11 protein-coding genes and 3 pseudogenes are annotated in these 14,084 nt (G+C 68.8%); 7 read left to right on the top strand and 7 right to left on the bottom strand.

The annotated features are described in order from the left end of the window. Both fliE and GGR88_RS11120 read right to left on the bottom strand, forming a co-directional pair. Nucleotides 1-375 (bottom strand): flagellar hook-basal body complex protein FliE, encoded by a 375-nt coding sequence (gene fliE, locus GGR88_RS11125; RefSeq protein ID WP_209023379.1) that lies wholly within the window; start codon nucleotides 373-375, stop codon nucleotides 1-3. Further along, a complete protein-coding gene (locus GGR88_RS11120) occupies nucleotides 372-1,658 on the bottom strand; it encodes a sigma-54 interaction domain-containing protein (protein WP_167954962.1) in 1,287 nt (428 codons plus the stop codon). Before GGR88_RS11120 ends, fliE begins: the two co-directional genes overlap by 4 nt. A 269-nt stretch (nucleotides 1,659-1,927) precedes the next feature. Here GGR88_RS11120 and GGR88_RS11115 point away from each other — a divergent pair. After that, a pseudogene (locus tag GGR88_RS11115) lies at nucleotides 1,928-3,151 on the top strand (flagellin N-terminal helical domain-containing protein); the annotation flags it as partial. Between the two features lie 126 nt (nucleotides 3,152-3,277). After that, nucleotides 3,278-3,547, top strand: a pseudogene (locus GGR88_RS15365) (flagellin); the annotation flags it as partial. Nucleotides 3,548-3,617: 70 nt separating this feature from the next. On the opposite strand, the gene GGR88_RS11110 reads toward GGR88_RS15365, so the two are convergent. The 4 genes from GGR88_RS11110 to GGR88_RS11095 all read right to left on the bottom strand — a co-directional run bounded on the left by GGR88_RS11110 (nucleotide 3,618) and on the right by GGR88_RS11095 (nucleotide 7,136). Beyond that, nucleotides 3,618-3,857, bottom strand: coding sequence for a hypothetical protein (locus tag GGR88_RS11110; protein WP_167954958.1), 240 nt, complete (start codon nucleotides 3,855-3,857; stop codon nucleotides 3,618-3,620). Nucleotides 3,858-3,945: 88 nt separating this feature from the next. Continuing rightward, the gene (locus tag GGR88_RS11105; protein WP_167954956.1) at nucleotides 3,946-5,637 is read right to left on the bottom strand and encodes a cation acetate symporter; all 1,692 of its coding nucleotides are present in this window, start codon (nucleotides 5,635-5,637) and stop codon (nucleotides 3,946-3,948) included. Next, nucleotides 5,634-5,942, bottom strand: coding sequence for a DUF485 domain-containing protein (locus GGR88_RS11100; RefSeq protein WP_167954954.1), 309 nt, complete (start codon nucleotides 5,940-5,942; stop codon nucleotides 5,634-5,636). Before GGR88_RS11100 ends, GGR88_RS11105 begins: the two co-directional genes overlap by 4 nt. A gap of 156 nt (nucleotides 5,943-6,098) precedes the next feature. Next, nucleotides 6,099-7,136: a phytase gene (locus GGR88_RS11095; protein ID WP_167954952.1), complete on the bottom strand. Its 1,038-nt coding sequence runs from the start codon at nucleotides 7,134-7,136 to the stop codon at nucleotides 6,099-6,101. A gap of 102 nt (nucleotides 7,137-7,238) precedes the next feature. Here GGR88_RS11095 and GGR88_RS11090 point away from each other — a divergent pair, with 102 nt between their 5' ends. Together GGR88_RS11090 and GGR88_RS11085 are read left to right on the top strand one after the other, a co-directional pair. Then, a complete protein-coding gene (locus GGR88_RS11090; protein ID WP_167954950.1) occupies nucleotides 7,239-9,479 on the top strand; it encodes a TonB-dependent receptor plug domain-containing protein in 2,241 nt (746 codons plus the stop codon). Between the two features lie 120 nt (nucleotides 9,480-9,599). Next, nucleotides 9,600-10,607, top strand: coding sequence for a helix-turn-helix domain-containing protein (locus GGR88_RS11085; RefSeq protein WP_167954948.1), 1,008 nt, complete (start codon nucleotides 9,600-9,602; stop codon nucleotides 10,605-10,607). Nucleotides 10,608-10,661: 54 nt separating this feature from the next. On the opposite strand, the gene GGR88_RS11080 is transcribed toward GGR88_RS11085, so the two are convergent. Beyond that, a complete protein-coding gene (locus tag GGR88_RS11080) occupies nucleotides 10,662-10,826 on the bottom strand; it encodes a hypothetical protein (protein ID WP_167954946.1) in 165 nt (54 codons plus the stop codon). 258 nt (nucleotides 10,827-11,084) lie between these two features. On the opposite strand from GGR88_RS11080, the gene GGR88_RS15360 reads away from it, so the two are divergent. The 3 genes and pseudogenes from GGR88_RS15360 (at nucleotide 11,085) to GGR88_RS11065 (ending at nucleotide 14,026) form a co-directional block, all read left to right on the top strand. Then, entirely contained in the window at nucleotides 11,085-11,921 is an 837-nt protein-coding gene (locus GGR88_RS15360; protein ID WP_245196870.1) for a PEPxxWA-CTERM sorting domain-containing protein, read from the top strand. A 441-nt stretch (nucleotides 11,922-12,362) separates the two neighbouring features. Next, a pseudogene (locus tag GGR88_RS15680) lies at nucleotides 12,363-12,473 on the top strand (PEPxxWA-CTERM sorting domain-containing protein); the annotation flags it as partial. Nucleotides 12,474-12,676: 203 nt separating this feature from the next. After that, nucleotides 12,677-14,026: an ABC1 kinase family protein gene (locus GGR88_RS11065; RefSeq protein ID WP_167954944.1), complete on the top strand. Its 1,350-nt coding sequence runs from the start codon at nucleotides 12,677-12,679 to the stop codon at nucleotides 14,024-14,026. The last annotated feature ends 58 nt before the right edge of the window (nucleotides 14,027-14,084 follow it).

The raw sequence follows: 14,084 nt of genomic DNA, 5'->3' as shown, positions 1-14,084 counted from the left end.
TTAGACCGGCATGCTCATGATGTCCTTGTACGCGGTCAGCAGCTTGTTCCTGACCTGCAAGGTCGCCTCGAACCCGATCGAGGCTTCCTGACGCGCCAGCATCACGCGGGCGACGTCGATCGTCTCGCCGCGCTCATAGGCGGCGGACGCCGCCTGCGCGGCGTTCTGGCTGTCGTTCACCTTGGCGAGCGCGGCCTCCATCGTGGCAGCAAAGCCGCCCTCGCGCGGGGCCTGCGGCTGGACGCCCGCAGTGCCGCCGGGCTGGACGCTGTTGGCGCGCTGCAGCGCTTCGTTGCGCTCCAGGATCTGGGCGCGCAGCGCCATGACACGGTCGACGCCCATCGCGCCGCCGCCGCCGATGCCAGAAATGCTCATCCGAACATGCTCCGAGTGGGCGCCGGCAGCTCACCGCCGTCGGCGCGGATGCGGGCGAGGCGATAACGGAGCGTGCGCTCCGAGATGCCGAGCCGGCGTGCAGTTTCCAGGCGGTTGCCGCCGCACGCCGCCAGCGTGTCGCGGATCGCCTGATATTCGGTCATCCTGACGCGCCCGCCGAGCGAGGGGTCGAGCCCGGCGTCGATCGGCGTGACGGTGGTCGGCTGCACGGGGATGCGCGCGGCCTGGTCGAACAGGATGTGGTCGGCATCGATGCGGTCGCCGGGGGCGAGCAGCAGCGCGCGCTGAACCACATTCTCCAGCTCGCGGACATTGCCCGGCCAGTCATGGGCCAAGAGCTTGTCGAGCGCGTCGAGCGTCGGCCACGGCGCCGGCTTGCCGGCGGGCGCATGACGCAGGATCATCGCTGCGGTGAGCGCGGCGACATCCTGCCGCCGATCGGCAAGCGCCACGGTGGACAGCGGGAACACGGACAGGCGGTAGTAGAGATCGGCGCGGAAGCGGCCCTCGGCCACCTCGCCCGGCAGGTCGCGGTTGGCGCAGGCGATGACGCGAACGTCGACCGACTCCGGCGCGGTCGCGCCCAGCGGAACGACCTCCCGCTCCTGCAGCACGCGAAGGAGCTTCGCCTGCAGCGCCAGCGGCATTTCCGCGATCTCGTCCAAGAGCAGCGTGCCGCCGTTGGCCGCGCGGAAGAAGCCCTGCGCGGCGCCGGTCGCGCCCGTGAAGGCACCCTTGGTGTGGCCGAACAGCAGCGCTTCCAGCATCGCTTCGGGCAAGGCGGCGCAGTTCACGGCCACGAACGGCCCGGCGGCGCGCGACGAATGGATGTGGATGTGGCGGGCGAGCACTTCCTTGCCGGTGCCGGTCGGGCCGTTCACCAGCACGGTGATGTCGCTGGCCGCAACGCGCTCGGCCAGGGCGAGCAGCGCCAGGCTGGCGGGGTCGGCCGCGGTCGGGCGATCGGCACCGCGCACCAGCGCGGCGGCAAAGGCGTGGCCGAACAGCATGTCGTCCGCCCCGAAGGCGAGGCGCGCGGCAATGCCGTCGCCGCCGGTCTGCACGATGCGGGTGGCCGTGTCGCCGAGCGCGACGACACCGCGCGCGGCGGGCATCGGCTCGTCGTCGGCATGGAGGTGGATGTCCCCGGCCTCCGCCCGCGCGGTGCCGGCGGGGGCGACGTCGAGGCCGAGGCCCCGCAGCCACGATCCCAGCAGCGGGTAGCGCGCCTGGGCCGTCTTGCTGGTGTGAATCGTCGGCATCGAACCCCCGTGTCACCGGCAAAGCCTCGGCCGGTCCGGCGCTTATCTGGTTAACGGAGTAAACGACGGGTTAAGGCCCCGCCCGATCCTGACCGCACGGTCAAAAAGATCGCGCGCGACGCGGGCACGCCCACGTGAGGGGCAGTCAAAATCGGGCTTAAGTCGCCGGGTCGACGGCCGTTTCAGGCTGTGGCGGCTCTGGCTCCGTTCCGGTTTCGGAAACGAGGCGAGGAAGGAGCGGCAGCCAGATCTGAACGGAGACCCCAAAGATGACCATGATCGGAACCAACGTCGCCGCACTGCGCGCCCAGGCGGGCTCGCGCACGGCACAGACCCAGCTGCAGACGGCGATGGAGCGCCTGTCGACCGGCCAGCGCATCAACTCGGCCAAGGACGACGCCGCCGGCCTCGCCATCTCGAGCCGCATGACCAGCCAGATCCGCGGCCTCGCTGTCGCGGTCCGCAACGCGTCTGACGGCATCTCGATGACGCAGACCGCAGAAGGCGCGCTCGGCGAAGTCACCAACATGCTCCAGCGCGTCAAGGAGCTGGCGGTGCAGTCGGCCAACGCCACGCTCGGCACGTCGGAGCGCAGCGCTCTGCAGGCCGAGACCAACCAGCTGGTCGAGCAGATCAACGACATTTCGAAGACCACCAACTTTAACGGCCTGAAGCTGCTCGACGGTTCGGTGAAGTCGCTGAACCTGCAGACCGGCGTGAACTCGGGCGACACGATCGCCGTGAACCTCACCAGCATGTCGGCCGATGATTTGGGCCTGACCACCGGCACCGGCGGCGTCGTGTCCGGTCGCGTCGGTGACGGCGGGCCCGTTGCTCCGAATTCGGTCACGCTGAACGGCGTTGCGGCGTTCGCCGGCACCGCCAACGTCAGCTGGAACAATGCCAAGGAGCTCGCCTCGCTCGTCAACGGCAACAGCTCGCGCACCGGCATCACCGCCACCGCGTTCAACAGCGTCACCACCTCGGCCGCCTTCACCGGCGCCGTCGTTGGCGGCACCATCAACGGCAAGGCTGTCGGTTCTGCGGCAACTGCGGCTGAGTTCGTCGACCTCGTCAACCGCAACTCCGCCGAATATGGCGTCACGGCTTCGCTCGGCACGGACAACAAGATCAGCTTCGCCAACAAGACCGGTGAAGCCATCTCGACGACCGGCTTCTCGACGATCGCATCGACCGACGGCTATGTCTCGCTGAAGAGCAGCGACGGCAAGAACTTCACCGTCGGCGGCACGCTCACCAACACCGGCCTCACCGAGTATAACGGCGCCGGCTATGTCGGCGCGGCGCTCACCGATGCCTCCGCGGTCACCGATGGCCAGCTGACCATCAACGGCGTCAACATCGGCGCGATCGCCGATGCCGGCACCGCGGCGCAGAACGCCACGGCATTCGCCGCTGCGATCAACGCCAAGTCGGCCGAAACCGGCGTGTCGGCGTCCGTCCTGGACGACGCCAACGACAACCGCCTGATCCTGTCGTCGAACAGCGGCGGCGCGGTGAAGATCGGTGGCACCAACCCGACCGCGGCCGGCTTCAGCGCCCAGGGTGCTGACGGCGTATCGTTCGACCTGGACATCTCGAGCCAGAACGCGGCCTCGGCGGCGCTCTCGGTGATCGACAAGGCACTGGACACGGTGTCGGCCAAGCGTGGCGATCTGGGTGCCATCCAGAACCGCCTCGAGGTGACGGTCAACTCGCTGAACACGCAGTCGACCAACCTGACCGATGCGCGCAGCCGCATCCAGGACGCGGACTTCTCCACGGAGACCACGAACCTGGCGAAGGCACAGATCCTGGGCCAGGCGGCGACCGCCATGCTCGCCCAGGCGAACCAGAGCCAGCAGAACGTGCTGAGCCTGCTGCGCTAAGCGAATACGTAAGTAACGTTCGCGTAAACGGCCCCGGCGCTCCCTACCAGGAGCGCCGGGGTTTCGTTCGTCAGCGCTTGGCGCCGCCGCCGGTCTCCGCGCGTGCCCCGGCGATCATGCGCCGCGCGATCTGTCGCACCGCCTCGTCATCCTTGCTGTCGTCGTCGGCGGGATCGCCGAGATGATCGAGGCTCTGCTCCAACGTGTCGAGCAGGCCGGGATGCTGGCCCTCGACATATTCGATCAGCTTGAACAGCAGATGCTCGGTCGCGATCTCGCGGCGGCGGGTCTGGATGGCGGTGTCGGTCATGCAAGTCTCCGGATGAAGCGCAGGGCTGAACGCATGAGGCAGCCGGAAGGGCTGCCGGCGAGGGGCGATGACCGCGCGGGCCTCGCCCTCAGTGCGCGTGCGCGGCGTCGACGCCGATCCCGGTTTCCGCCCGGATCTGCTGCGCCCGGTAACCCGCCCGGTCGACGGCGGCTCGCCTGCTGCGGTCCAGGCGCGACACCAGCCAGATGGTCAGGAAGGCGGCCGGCATGGAGAAGATTGCCGGCGAGGAATAGGGGAAGATCGGGTCGGCGAAGCCGAGCACCGTGACCCATACGGTCGGCGACAGGATGGTCAGAACCAGCGCGAGGACGAGGCCTAGGCTCCCGCCCGCGACCACGCCGCGCGTGGTGGCGCCCGGCCAGAACAGGGACAGCAGCAGCACCGGGAAGTTGCCGGACGCCGCGATGGCAAAGGCCAGGCTGACCATGAAGGCGACATTCTGCCCCTTGAACAGGATGCCGAGCGCGACTGCCAGCACCGCCAGGAACAGCACCGTGCGCCTGGACACGCGCAGTTCCGCCGCGCTGTCGGCCGCGCCCTTCTTGATGACGGTGGCGTAGAGATCGTGGCTGACGGCGGATGCGCCGGCCAGCGTCAGCCCCGCGACCACCGCCAGGATGGTGGCAAAGGCGACGGCCGACACGAAGCCAAGGAATGCGTTGCCGCCGATCGCATGCGCCAGGTGGATGGCCGCCATGTTGCCGCCGCCGACCAGCCCGCCGGCCGCATCGAAATAGCCGGGGTTGGTCGCCACAAGCACGATGGCGCCGAACCCGATCACGAAGGTCAGCAAATAGAAATAGGCGATCCAGCTTGTCGCCCACAGCACGGAGACGCGTGCGGCCTTGGCGTCCGGGACGGTGAAGAACCGCATCAGGATGTGCGGCAGCCCCGCCGTGCCGAACATCAGCGCCAGCCCGAAGGAGATGGCCGACACCGGATCGCGGATGAAGTTGCCCGGCCCCATGATCGATCGGCCCGCCGCCGCGGCGTCGCCCGATCCGCTCGCCGCCGCCAGGTCCGTCTTCACGGCCACCGCGCGGGCGAACAGCGCTTCCAGGGAGAAGCCGAACGGCAGCAGCACCATGGCCGCCATGAAGGTTGCGCTGCCCAGAAGCAGCACCGCCTTCACGATCTGCACCCATGTCGTCGCGGTCATCCCGCCGAACAGCACGTAGACCGTCATCAACAGGCCGACGATCACCACCGCATATTCATAAGGGAGGCCGAACAGCAGCTGGATCAGCTGGCCCGCGCCGACCATCTGCGCGATCAGGTAGAACAGCACCACCGTCAGCGTGCTCACCGCCGCAAAGCTCCTCACCGGCGCCTGGGCGAACCGGAACGACGCCACATCGGCGAAGGTGTAGCGGCCAAGGTTGCGCAACCGCTCGGCGATCAGGAACAGGATGATCGGCCAGCCGACCAGGAAGCCGATCGAATAGATCAGCCCGTCGAAGCCGTCGGTGAAGATCTGCGCCGAGATGCCGAGGAAGGACGCCGCCGACATATAGTCGCCCGCGATCGCCAGTCCGTTCTGGAACCCCGTGATCCCGCCGCCGGCCGTGTAGAAGTCGGATGCGGTGCGCGTCCGGCGCGCGGCCCACCGCGTGATCCCCAGGGTCACGGCAGTGAAGGCCGCGAACATCAGGATGGAGGTCCAGTTCGTCCCCGACCGCACGGCGCCGCCCGCCGCGACGGCGGGCCCGATCAGCGTGGCGGCCGCGATCAGCCCGGCCAGCAGCAGCCCCGGCCTCAACCGCCGTGGTCCGCGCGAATGGCGTCCACCAGCGGGTCGTAGACCGCAGTGGAGCGGCGGACATACACCGCCGTCAGGCCGATCGCCGACAGGATCACCGCCAGCCCCAGAAGGATGCCGATCGACAGCACGCCGCTGCCGACCGGCCGCGCCATCAGCGGCTTGTTGAATGCGACCAGCAGCAGGAAGCCGAGGTAGAGCGCCAGCATCGTCGCGCTCAGCACCCAGGTCAGCCGCCGGCGCGCCGACACGAGCGTGCGGTATCGCGGATCGGCCTCGATGCCGCCCTCGGCGCCGCTATCCAAGGCGTGGTCCGGGGGCGCCTGCGCGGCATGACTGGCTGGATCGGCCGATCCGACGGATGATCACATCATTCTCCTGCCGGTGCGCCGACAGGGCCGATCATCGTCAAAGGCCGGGGGGAACGCAAGGCGGCGGTGGCGGCATCCCGGCGGCCGCCCTCAGCGCAGGCCGAGCGCTCTTCTCACCTGCCGCCAGTCGACGATCTTGAAGTTCTGCGCGACGGGCGCGTTGTCGCCGTCCTGCGCCACCATCACGCCGTCGGGGAAGTCCGGGCCGAAGCCGCCGCGCGCCACCTCGATCCCGTCCGTTTCGCTGACGGCGCCGAGGGCACCCGCCGCGATGCGGAAGCGGCCGACATACCGGTCGTCGGCAAGCGAATAGACGCTGAACGCATTGTCGCCCTGACTCGACGCGATCAGCCAGCCGCCGGCGCCCGCGCCCTCCGGCGCGATCGCCAGCCCTTCCACGTCGGCGACCAGCGTTCGTCCATCGACACGGGCGACCGGCACCGCGGTTGTCGCACCGTCGGGCGCTGCGTCGAAGCGCCAGATGCCGACATCCTCCTCCGCCACGTAGAGCCGGCGCGTGCGCGGGTCGACGACGCAGCCTTCGGACTGCGAGGCAAGCTTCATCGTCCGGACGATCCGGCCGGACGGTGCTGCGCCCGACAGGTCGATCGCGACCTGATTGATGGTGCCGTCCTTCACCACCATGAACGCGTCCACGCCGTCGCCGCGCGCCGCCAGGCAGATGCCGTAAGCCTCGCCCGCGCCCGCGGCGACCGTGCCGATCGGCACCAGCCGCGCCGCCGCCGTGTCCAGCCGGAAGAGCGCGATGCGCGCGGCGGCCAGGTCGTTGCGGTCGGATGCCGCCACCAGCACCGCCGGCTCACCGCCGATCCGCGTTTCGATCAGGTCGACATTGTTCACCCGCCCGGCATCGACGAAATGCCGGTCGCGCCCGTCGAGGCCATAGACGTGGAGCCCGGCGCGCTTGTCCGTTCCCACGATCAGGCTTGCTGCCGGGTCTGCGGCGTTGCGCCAGATGGCGGGGTCGTCCGCCGCATCGGCGTTGGCGGTGGCGACCGCATCGGTCTCGCGCGATGCCGTGACGGTGGGGGCGGGGTTGGCCGCCGCGATCGTTGCCCAGTCGGGCGTGGCGGCCGCACAGCCGCCCAGCGCAATCGCCAATGTCATCGAACAGAAACGTACCGGTCGCGCGACTGTCATGCTGATCCCCCAACGCGGCGCTCGTCGCATCCAATTGCGACATCGGGGTTACGGGGGATTGCGATGACGTTGACGACGAAGCTCCTGATGGGGGCCGCGCTTCCGCTCGCGCTCGCCGCGCCCGCCTTTGCGCAGGAAACCGCCACCGTCGGCCAGGACGCCCGCACCGCCGATGCGCCTGCCGAAGGCGAAACGCCCGCCGCGTCCGACATCATCGTCACCGGCACCATCGCCTTTCGCAACCGCACGACCGATCCCAATCCGGTGCTGTCCTACGACCTCGATTATTTCCAGCGGTTCGAACCGGTATCGGTCGGCGAGATGCTGAAGCGGGTGCCGGGCGTCACCTTCACCTCCGACGTGCTGGAATATGACGGCGTGCAGTTCCGCGGCCTGCCGCCCGGCTACACCCAGGTGCTGATCAACGGCCGTCGCGCGCCCGGCGGCGAGGCGGACCGCAGCTTCTTCGTGGACCGCATCCCGGCCGAGCTGGTGGAGCGCATCGAGATCGTCCGCAGCCCGCGCGCCGACCAGCCGAGCGAGGGCGTCGCCGGCACGCTCAACATCGTCACCAAGGAATCGACGACGTTCGAGGGCGGCTTCGCCAAGGCGGCGGCGCTGATCAACCAGGATGGCGAGCTTCGCCCGTCCTTCGCCGGTGCCTATTCGGGCCGATTGGGAGAACGCACCAGCCTGTGGGGCGCGCTCAACTATCAGGAACGCCGCAACCCCAAGGAGAAGGTGTCGCTGCGCTACGACGGCCTGCCGGAAGCGGGCGGCGGCATCGACGACCCCGCTTTCTCCAACACGGAGCTGCAGGACGATACGCGCGACGGCAGCGACCTGTCCGGCAGCGCGGAGCTTCGCCACGAGTTCGCCGGCGGCGGGTTCGTGCGCGTGCAGGGCTTCTTCGTCGACACGGACCGCGAGGAGTTCGAGCGATCGGTGACGCTCGACGGCGCCGATCTCGACTTCGACGGCGTCGAAACGCAGATCGAGGACATCGACCAGCAGACCTACACGATCAGCGGCGATGCCGGCGTGCCGCTGGGCGGCGGCCTGGAACTCGGGCTGGCGGCGAGCTGGTCGGGCTACCGGGAGGACACAACCGCCACGACCTTCGTCGGCGAGAATGAAGACGATCTCGACGATCTCGAACTCGACGACGAGGAGCGGCTGGAGATCCGCGACGACGAATATGGCGGCACCGTCAGCCTCGCCTATGCCCTCGGCAGCGCGCGGGTGAAGGCGGGCATCGACCTGCTGCGCAAGGATCGCGACGGCCTCAACGACGGCGATTTCCTGTCGGGTGCCTTCCGCGTGCGCGAGGATCGCTACGATCCCTATGTCCGCTTCACCTTTGATCCGCTTCCCGACCTGTCGGTGGACGCGGGCCTGCGGTACGAGATCACGCGCCGCACGGTCGCCGGAGAGGACGTGGGCGAGGTCCGCTACGAGGCGGAAACGCTCAACCCCTCGCTCCACCTCCGTTTCGCGCCCACCGTCGCCGACCAGTTCCGCCTGTCGGTGGCGCGCACCGTGCGCCGCCCGGGCTATGATCTCGTCTCCCCGCTGGAGCAGGAGGAGAGCCCCGGCGATGACGACACCACGCTCGGCAACCCCGCGCTCCGCAACGAGCGCGCCTGGGGCGTGGACGCCGGCTATGAGCGGCGGCTGGGCGCCGGCATCCTCGGCGTCAATCTCTTCTACCGCGCAGTCGACGACCTGATCGAACTGGTGTCGCTGGGCGAGAATCCGGAGAACGAGGACGGCCAGCTCTTCACCCCGCAGAACATCGGCGATGGAGAGACCTGGGGCGTCGAGGTGGACGTGTCCGTGCCGCTGACCTTTGCCGGGCTGCCGGACACCGGCATCTTCGCCAACTACACCTATCTGGACAGCAGCGTGACGGATCCGTTCACCGAGCAGGACCGCCGCTTCAACAACCAGCCGCACCACATCTACAATGCCGGCTTCATCCAGACGCTGCGCGCCGCCGATGCCAGCTTCGGCGCGACCGTGTCGGGCCGTAGCGACGCGCGCGAATCGAACTTCGACGAGATTGTGGATCTGCGTTACGGCGCGGACCTGGAAGCCTTCGTGGAAAAGCGCTTCGGCGAGCGCTTCGTGCTGCGCTTTTCCGTCCAGGACATCCTGCGCCGCAGCAAGCGTGAGGATTTCCGCACCTTCGACGGCGACAGCCTGGGCGAGATCCTCGCCAATCGCGCAGCCGGCGAGATCGACGAGTTCGAGCAGGAGCGGGAGCGCGCCGGCCCGCTCTACCAGGTGACGATGCGCGCCGCGTTTTGAGGACGAAAGCCGCGCGTCCCGCCGCCGCCGGGCCGGCGGAGTCTCCCCGGGGGACGATGGCGGCCCCGGCGCCATCGTCCGGCATGGTCGCGCCACGCGCGGCGCGCTAAGCAGGCGGACATGGCGCAGGAACTCGGCTCCGACGTGGTCAGGACGATCCGCTACGGAAGCGAGTCGCCCGACGCGCCCGACAATTTCGACGAATATTTCACCTTCACCAACCTGTTCCGGTTCGAACGCGCGGGGCCGCCGCCGTTCCACGCGCGGGGCAGCTTCTGGTCGATCGGCGACCTCGTCGTGACCGAGCACCGCATGGGCGCGGTGCATGCCCATCGCGGGGCGGAGCAGCTCGTCACCGCGCCTGCCGATCACCTGACGATCATGACGCTGTTCGATGGCACGCTGACCCACATCGCCGAACAGTCCCGCACCGCCGGACCCGGCGACGTGCTGCTGATCGATTATGCGCGCGCCTTTGATTACCGGACCGACGGCCACAGCGGCGCGACCGTCAGCCTGCCGCGCGCGGCGATCGAGGACCGGTTAGGGCCGATCGGCACCCACGGCCTCCTCCCGGCGACGGCCGAAACCCGGCTGTTCGCCGGCTATCTGCAGACGCTGGTGCGCCAGCTGCCCGACCTGTGGCAGGAAAGCGCCGTGCCGGTCGCGGCCGTCACGCGCCGCCTCATCATGACGGCGCTCGGGCCGGAGGTAGCGCCGCCCGCGCCGGGCAGCCTGCGCGCCCGCGCCCACGCCTATCTCGACGCGCAGCCCGCCGGAACGTTCGATGTCTCGCGCATGGCGACGGCGCTGGGGCTCAGCCGCTCGCGGCTCTACCGCCTGTTCGGCGGCGATGGCGGCGTCCGCGCCTATGACCGGCGACGGCGCCTGCGCCTGCTGCACCTGGCGCTGCTGGAAGAGCCGCTGGACACCCCGCTCGGCACGCTGGGCGCGCGATTCGGCTTCATGGACCTGTCGTCGCTCGCCCGGCAGTTCCGCGCTCAGTTCGGCCACAGCATGAGCGAGGTTCGCGACCATCTGCCGCCGTCGCCGCGCCCCGGCGCCGCGACGGATTCGCTGGAGTCCTTCCGCCGCGCTTTCCAAGGCTTGTCCAACGGCGCCGGTTGAGACGGCAGGCCTGCTGCGCGGGACGCCAGGCCTAACGCCTTGCCCGCGGCCCCTCTACTGCCGGTGGCTGAGCCGGCCACGATCGGTGTTGGGGGACCCGATCAAACCGACCTGTTCGTCAATCGCGTCACGGCTGGCCTGAGCGCAGCGCTCGGCGGCCGGCGGGGGGATGGTGCGGAACAGCCATTTCGCGACGGTGAGGGTGGCCGGCTCAACCACCCATATTGGATTCGATCGGCTACGCTCGACTGCTGGGTAATGGCAGTCGCGGGCCCGTGTCTGCCGTTCGTGGACATCCAACCAGTCAGCAACAACCCCGCAATCACAGCGCCGCTTCCGGTTACGATGGTTGAGACAGGTTGCACGGTGATCGGGACTGCGCGCCTCTCGCCGCCTGGTTCATGCAGGTAAAGGACGGCTTAACCTTGCTGATGCGCATGGACGGGGGGTCCGCGCCGGCAGGGAGGGGGAAATGTCATGCAGTCGCTGTTTCGTGCGATTGGAACGATCGGGCTTGCCGCTGGCCTGGTGTCGCCGGCCTGCGCCAGCGTGTCGCTTGCGATCGACGGCACGTTCCTGCGCGGGTCGGATGCCGTCAATCAGGCGATCGGCGGAGCGCCCATCAACCCGCGCTTTTCCGCCGGATTGCTTCTGACGATCGACGCGTCCCCGCTCAGCTCATCCTACACGATGTCGCAGAAGATGGCCTACACGCTCAGCCCCGGCGGCGTCATCAACGGCGGCCAGAAATGGTGGGGCTATGCCATCAACCAATATGATCTGGCGTCCGAAAGCTATGGCATCGTCTTCGATCATGATCGGTCCGATGCGGAAGATCCCACATACCCGCTCTGGTCGCTTTCCTCAGGCAACACGCTGCTGATCCTGTTTGACTGGGGCGTGGTTCCCAGCAGCCTGCGCTTTGATGTCACCGGGCTCTTCGAACAACATCGCCACGCCACGTTCCGGGGTGTCAGCACGGGCACGCGGCAGCCCTTTCCGGACGAGGAGAACATCGTTTCCAGTCTGGCACCGAGCAGCATGGAAAATGGAACGATCGGCTGTTCATCCAGCGCAGGTCGCGAAACGCTGATCGCGTCGGATCCAGGGGGGTTCCAGCCGACCACGCACAGCAGCCAGGTGTCGACCCGCTGCAGCATCTCCATCGATGTCGCCCGCTTCCTCGCCGATGGTCCGCCGCCGGGGACTGATCCCGTTGCCGCGGTGCCGGAACCCGCGACCTGGGCGATGATGATCTGCGGATTCATGCTTGTGGGTGCAGCGATGCGCCGACGCTCACCACTTCACGCCTGATCGAGGGGCCTCATCATGATCCGCTATGCCTTTGCCGCTTTCGCCGCCATCAGCATGTCGGCGCCCGCGGCCGCAGCCACCTTCGATTTCGACGCGCGCTTCACCTCCGGCCCGCTCGCCCGGATCGCCGGTTCCTACACGATCGACGACTTCGACCGCCTGACAGCAATCGATCTCGTCATCGGCGACACCCGCTTCGACCTGTCGAACAGTGAAGCGGCCACGAGCAGCTTTATTTTCGGATCCAGCTTCTCGGTCTACGGCACGCTCGACGGCGGATCGTTCCTCACCAGCGGCATCGATGATTTCGAGCTCTCGATCAGCAGCATGATCGACCTGTCCGATATTCTCGGCCCGCCGATCGTGACCTATGGGTTCGCCTACGCCACCGGCTCCAGCCAGGACATGGTCTCCGCGACCTCCGTGATCATCACGGAACGCGCGGCGGCAGTGCCGGAACCGGCGACCTGGGCGATGATGATCTCCGGTTTCGGAGCCGTGGGCTGTGCCATGCGGCGGCGTCAGTGGCGCGGTCATCCCGCTCAGGCATGACAAGGCTCGCGGCCCGGTTTCCGTCTGGCCGTCGGTCGAGGCGCAGCCGCAGCTAAGGTCGCCATGTTGGCAACAATGGCGCCGCAGTCGCCATGAACCCTTCTGCCTCCGGCGGGGTTAAGGGCCATCATGTGCAGCTTCGCATCGGCCGGCCCGACTGGCCTCTTCCAGTTTGCGGTCGTCCTCATCCGGCGTGACCCACGATGAGCGACGATGGCGATGCCCTGAACGGCGATCAGCCCGGCCGGGCCGTTCCCAGCGGGCGGGTCGCGCGGCTCGGCAGCTTTGGCCGGCTCGGCGCGTCGGTGGCGGGCGGGATGCTGGCGGAGGGCGCGCGGCGCCTCGCCCGCGGGGAGCGGCCGAAGCTTGGCGACCTGATGCTGACGCCGGCCAACGCCACCCGCGTCGCCGATCGGCTGTCGCACCTGCGCGGTGCCGCGATGAAGCTTGGCCAGATGATCTCGATGGACGCCGGTGACATGCTCCCGCCGGAGCTTGCGTCCATTCTCGCCCGGCTCCGCAACCAGGCCTACCGCATGCCCGCACCGCAGCTCGATCGCGTGCTCCGCACAGAATGGGGCCCCGACTGGCGGCGGCAGGTGCGCGGGTTCGAAGCCACGCCCATCGCCGCGGCCTCGATCGGCCAGGTCCACCGCGCGCGGCTGCCCGACGGCCGCGTGCTCGCGATCAAGATCCAGTATCCCGGCGTGCGCGAAAGCATCGATGCCGATGTCGACAATGTCGCCACGCTGCTGCGCATCTCCAACCTGCTGCCGCCGACCGTGGACCTGAAGCCGCTGCTCGCCGAGGCCAAGCGCCAGCTCGCCGACGAGGCCGATTACCGGCGCGAGGGCGAGGAGATGCGCCGCTACGCCGCCCTGCTCGGCGACGATACGCGCTTCCTGGTGCCCCGCCTGGACGAGACGCTGTCCACCGGCCGCGTGCTCGCGATGACCTTCGTCGAAGGCCGGCCGATCGAGACGCTGGCCGATGCCGACCAGGACACGCGCAACCGGGTGATGACCGCGCTGGTCGAACTGGTGCTGCGCGAGCTGTTCGCCTTCGGCGTGATGCAGACGGACCCGAACTTCGCCAATTACCGCTGGCAACCCGACAGCGGGCGCATCGTGCTCCTGGACTTCGGCGCCGCGCGGCCGGTGCCGCCGCATGTCGCGGACATCTACCGCTCGCTGATCGAGGCGGGGCTCTCGCGCGATCGTGACCGCATCCGCGACACCGCCGTTGCCGCCGGCTTCCTGGGTGCCGATGCCGTCCGCGCGCATCGCGGCGCGATCGACCGCATCATCGCCGCCATCGACGAGGCCATGAATCGGGAGGGCCCGTTCGACTTCGGCGACCGTGCCTTCGTGCCCGTCGTCCGCGCCGAAGCGCGCGACATGATCGCGGATCGCGACACCTGGCACGTGCCCGACGTCGAAACGCTGTTCGTGCAGCGCAAGGTCAGCGGCACCGCGCTGCTCGCCGCCCGGCTGAAGGCGCGCGTCGACGTGCGCGGCCTGGCTGCCCGTGCGATCGGCGCAACGAGCGGATAGACGGCCCACCGCCTGCTCACCTATGTCCCGGCCTCGACAAGGTGAAAAAGGGGTGCGC

Source organism: Sphingomonas jejuensis, assembly GCF_011927695.1.
GTDB classification, from domain to species: Bacteria; Pseudomonadota; Alphaproteobacteria; order Sphingomonadales; family Sphingomonadaceae; genus Sphingomonas_K; species Sphingomonas_K jejuensis.
Note: the sequence above shows the minus strand (reverse complement) of the source record. Positions and strands in the feature narration are given on the sequence as shown.

Bases quoted from the DNA above. Each gene is read 5' to 3' on its own strand.
- GGR88_RS11095 (WP_167954952.1), bottom strand. From the start codon at position 7,136: ATGACATTGGCGATTGCGCTGGGCGGCTGTGCGGCCGCCACGCCCGAC.
- fliE (WP_209023379.1), bottom strand. From the start codon at position 375: ATGAGCATTTCTGGCATCGGCGGCGGCGGCGCGATGGGCGTCGACCGT.
- GGR88_RS15360 (WP_245196870.1), top strand. From the start codon at position 11,085: ATGCAGTCGCTGTTTCGTGCGATTGGAACGATCGGGCTTGCCGCTGGC.
- GGR88_RS11110 (WP_167954958.1), bottom strand. From the start codon at position 3,857: ATGACCGACACCGCCATCCAGACCCGCCGCCGCGAGATCGCGACCGAG.
- GGR88_RS11120 (WP_167954962.1), bottom strand. From the start codon at position 1,658: ATGCCGACGATTCACACCAGCAAGACGGCCCAGGCGCGCTACCCGCTG.
- GGR88_RS11065 (WP_167954944.1), top strand. From the start codon at position 12,677: ATGAGCGACGATGGCGATGCCCTGAACGGCGATCAGCCCGGCCGGGCC.
- GGR88_RS11085 (WP_167954948.1), top strand. From the start codon at position 9,600: ATGGCGCAGGAACTCGGCTCCGACGTGGTCAGGACGATCCGCTACGGA.